Here is a 4,150-nt window from a genome sequence, read left to right as displayed (position 1 = left end):
TCCGAGCCGTTGTCGAACACGTAGACCTGGATGGCCGGGATGGCCGCCTGAAAATCCGCCACCACCCGCGCAATGGTGGACGCTTCGTTATAGCAGGGAATCAGCAGGGCAATGCGGGGTTCTGATAGCATGGCTGGTTTCCATCAAGCAGCGCGCAATTCACGGCCTGCGGCATCTTGGGTCTGCAAGAATGGCCTGTTTACGTCTGCCTGAATGGCCTGTTGAACACCGGCGCCCGTCCCATGTTGCATGATCTGAGCACACGGAAAGTCCTTATTCTAGCCTTCGTCATTCTTGTGGTGGCGCTGGGCTTCCAGGCGATGCGTGAGCTGCCGGCGCTGTGGGCGATGGACTTCTCGAACCCCGATAGTTATACCCGGCTCGTATTGCTGCGCGATTGGCAGGCCGGCATGGGCTATCAATACATGGCGCGCGATGCCGCGCCGGGCGGCAGCTATCTGCACTGGTCCATGGTGTATTCCTGGGTGCTGCAGCAGGTCGCCGGGGGGCTGCAGTGGGCGGGTCTGCCCCAAGAGTCGGCACTCGTCGCGGCGGGTGCCAGCCTGACATGGATCAGCTACGCGCTCCTGGGCCTGTTTGCCGTCCTGGCCATCCTGGCGGTGGGCGGACGGCTGGGTGCGATTGCCACGGTGCTGGTCGTCGTCTCCAGCCAGGCGTTGCAGGCGTATGGGAAGCTGACACAAATCACACACCACCTGTTCATGCTAGTGCCGCTGGCCGTTGCGGCCTGGTTGATCTTTCGCCACCTGCGCGTGCCCACGTCGCCAGGCGCGGCCGCGGCGGCCCCGCCTCCTGAAGGCCCCGCTCACGGGGTGGCGACCCGGCAGCACACGACAGCGGCGGCACTGGGGCTCGCCGGCGCGTGCCTGGGCCTGAGCTTGTGGATTTCGCCCGAAACCATGCCGTTCATTGCCGGGCTCGCAGCCTTGCTGGCCAGCCACCGGCTGCAATATGGGGGACGGCCGTCATGCTGGCCGCTGGCGGCCGGCCTGTGCGCCATATTGCTGTGGGGCGGGTGGGTCGACCCGCCGCCGCCGACCTTCAGCGCCTGGGCGCTGGACCACCTGAGCCTGGCCTGGCTCGCCTGGGCGGGCGGGCTGTCCGCCCTGCTGTTGCTGGCCGACGTACTGGCCAGCCAACCCAGGCTGCCTATTGCCCTGCGCTTTTCAGTGATTGCAGCCGCAACGCTGGCCGCCGCCGCGATCTGGGTCGGTTTCACCCCCGGGGCGCTGGCCGGGCCCTCGGGCTTGCTGCCGGACGAACTGAAAACGCTGTGGTGGCGTCACATCAACGAGCTGCGTTCGACGCAGAAACCATCGGAGGTCCTGGCCTGGGTGGTGCTCCCCTGTCTGGCGGGCGCCTGGCTGCTGGTGCGCGCCTGGCGGGCACGCTGTCTCTGGTGGGCCGTGCTGGGCGCGATGGCCGTGGCCTATGCGGGGCTGACCGCCTGGCACGTGCGCATGGGGGCGGCGGCGAGCCTGGCCGGTGCACTGGCCTGGGGGGTGGCCTTGTGTGGCCAGCGCGCTTTCGTGGCCAAGGATCCCACCCGCCTGCCCAAGGGCGAGCAGTATCGCGCGGCGGCCTGGCTGCTGGCGCCTGCGGCCCTGCTCCTGCTGATGGTGGCGGCTTTTCTGGTGGAAACCCGGCTCATGGCGGCTCCCGCCGAACCGGTGCGTTGCCCGCTGGCACCGATTGCCGCCGATCTCACGGCATTGCCGCCGGCCACGGTACTGATCCCGCTGAACCAGGCGCCCGAGCTGCTGTGGCGCACGCCGCATCGCGTGATCGCCGGCAATTACCACCATAACGTACAGGGCATTCTGGATACATACCATATCTGGCTGTCCACAGGCGATGATGCCCGGGCGCGCGCCATCATCGATCGCCGCGAGGTCCATTATCTGCTCGTGTGTGCCGATCCGGACGATGCCGGCAGTACGCTGTACGCGCGCCTGGCGCGCGGCGAGGCCATCGCCTGGGCCACCGGCCCCATCCCGATGGGTGCATGGAACCGCTACGACGTGACGTCCGCGCCCTGATGCCGCGCCGCCGTACCCTGATGCCGCGCACGGGTGCCGCGCCCACGCGCCGCAACGGGGTCATCATGGGGCCTGCAGGCGCACCACGGTATCGAACACCCCGGGCGGCAGGTCCGCGTGCGTGGCAACGATCAGCGTGCGGCCGTGCGCCGCGTGCGCCAGTGCATCGAAAAAGGCCCGGGCGGTGGGTGCATCCAGCCCTGCGGTAGGCTCATCCAGCACCCAGATGCGGGCTGGCGAAAGAAAGATCCGTGCAAGGCACAGCCGCCGCACCTGCCCAACCGACAACGTCGCCCCGCCTTCATCCACCCAGGTGTCCAGCCCGTTGGCCAGCGTGCGCACGAAGTCGGCCAATTGGGCTTTTTCCAGGGCTTGCCACAACTGGACGTCGCTGGCCTGAGGGGCGGCGATCTGCAGGTTTTCACGTACGGTGCCAATGAAGGCTGGCGAGAACTGGGTCAACAACGCTATGCGCGCGTGCACCTGGGCGGGATCCGCACGGTGCAGCGGCACGCCGCCCAGGCGGATCTCGCCTTCGGTGGGATCCTGAATACGCAACAGCAAGGCCAACAGGGTGGATTTGCCCACACCGCTGGGGCCGATGACGGCGACCCGCGACCCCATGGGCCAGTGCTGGCTGAATCGGCGCAGGATCCAACGCCCCTGGCCATGGCGGCAGGACACACGATCCAGCGTCAACGCGCCCTCGTCGGGCAAGGCCAAGGGTCGCGCGGGCGCCGCCATGGCCGTCCGGGTCTGGAACAAAGCCCGTACACGGCGCGAACCTGCGGCCAGCACGCCCGCGCGCGAGGCGCCGCGCATCAGGGGCCCCCACACTTCGGACAGGCCGATCCCGCCCAGTACCACCCCGACCCACTGCGGCCCGCTGAGCCGGCCATCCTGCCAGGCCCATGCCCCCAGGGACAGCAGCAAAAGCACGACCCCGCCCATGAAGACCTGCTGCATGAGCTGCCCCAAGGCACTGCCGGCGGCCAGCGCGTCACGCCGCCGGGCCAGCTGTCCGGCCAACGCGTCAAACTCGCTCTTGGCCTGTTCCAGCAAGCCAAATGCCAGCATATCGGTATGGGCCTGTACGGCCTGCTGGACCCGATCGCGCATCTGCGCGGCATCGACCTGCAGGGCGCGGCCGGGCGGGCGGGCCTGCCAGGCGATCCAGCCCGGCACGGCCAGGGCCCCCGCCCACAGCACCATGCAAACCGACCAGGCCAGCCAGGGATCCCGCACCCCGACCAGCAGGCCAAAAGACAGGCCGGCCAGGGCAGCCACCAGCGCCGGCGCCACCCATTGCAGAAACAAGCCATCGAGCACGTCCACGTCCGCGGTCAGCCGGGCCACCAGATCGCCTTCGTGATACGCGGCCAATTGGGCCGGACTCAATGTCAGGACGTGGGCGAACACGCGGGTGCGCAGATCCGCCAAGATAGTCAGCGTCACCGAGTGGCCCAGGATGCGCTCGCCATAACGCGATCCGATGCGCAGGAACGACAGGCCGCGGATCAGGGCAGAGGGTGCGAACAGATCGAAACCGACCGTCGTCCCCGCCAGAAACGCAGCGGTCAGAAACCAGCCTGCCACCATGAACAGGCCGACCCCCGCCCAGATCGTGATGAGCGCCACGGCGATGGCCAGCAGCAGGCGGCCCGCGTGGGCCGCCAACCAGGGCTGCAGCCAGGCCAGCAGGTTCATGGCCCGCGGGTTCACGGCCAGCCCCCGTCGGGCAGGACCAGGCGGCACCCGAAGGCGGCCGCCACATTCGGGTCGTGCGTCGCCACGATCAGCGTGCGGCCCCGGCAGAAGGCCAGGATATTGTGCAGTACCTGCTGGGCCGTGGCCGCATCCAGATGGGCGGTCGGTTCATCCAGCAAGACCACCTCCGGATCCAGCAGGAACAGGCGCGCCAGCGCGAGGCGCCGTAATTGCCCGCCCGAAAGCCCATGGCCGGCCCGCCCCAGTACGGTGTCCAGGCCCGCGGGCTGCTCGGCGACGAACGCGTACGCAACGGCCTGCTGCAGTGCCCGGCGAATGGGCTCGTCCTGGGCCGCCGGGGCCACCCAGCGCAAATTGTCGCG

The 4,150-nt window shown here is 68.7% G+C and carries 3 protein-coding genes; 1 reads left to right on the top strand and 2 read right to left on the bottom strand.

Annotated elements, in window-relative coordinates; genetic code table 11:
* The first annotated feature begins 242 nt into the window (after positions 1–242).
* Entirely contained in the window at positions 243–2,060 is a 1,818-nt protein-coding gene (locus WCZ84_RS13775; RefSeq protein ID WP_372686849.1) for a hypothetical protein, read from the top strand.
* 63 nt (positions 2,061–2,123) lie between these two features.
* Here the strand turns inward: WCZ84_RS13775 and cydC are convergent, their stop codons facing one another.
* Together cydC and WCZ84_RS13765 are read right to left on the bottom strand one after the other, a co-directional pair.
* The gene (gene cydC, locus WCZ84_RS13770; protein ID WP_372686848.1) at positions 2,124–3,782 is read right to left on the bottom strand and encodes a thiol reductant ABC exporter subunit CydC; all 1,659 of its coding nucleotides are present in this window, start codon (positions 3,780–3,782) and stop codon (positions 2,124–2,126) included.
* A partial coding sequence (locus WCZ84_RS13765) for an ATP-binding cassette domain-containing protein (RefSeq protein ID WP_372686847.1) occupies positions 3,779–4,150 on the bottom strand: 372 nt, incomplete at its 5' end. The genes WCZ84_RS13765 and cydC, both read right to left, overlap by 4 nt.

The sequence above is a fragment of the Castellaniella sp. genome (assembly GCF_041675725.1).
GTDB lineage: Bacteria > Pseudomonadota > Gammaproteobacteria > Burkholderiales > Burkholderiaceae_B > Castellaniella.
Note: the sequence above shows the minus strand (reverse complement) of the source record. Positions and strands in the feature narration are given on the sequence as shown.

Excerpts from the sequence above, each read along its gene's own strand:
- WCZ84_RS13775 (WP_372686849.1), top strand. The coding sequence starts at position 243 with ATGTTGCATGATCTGAGCACACGGAAAGTCCTTATTCTAGCCTTCGTC.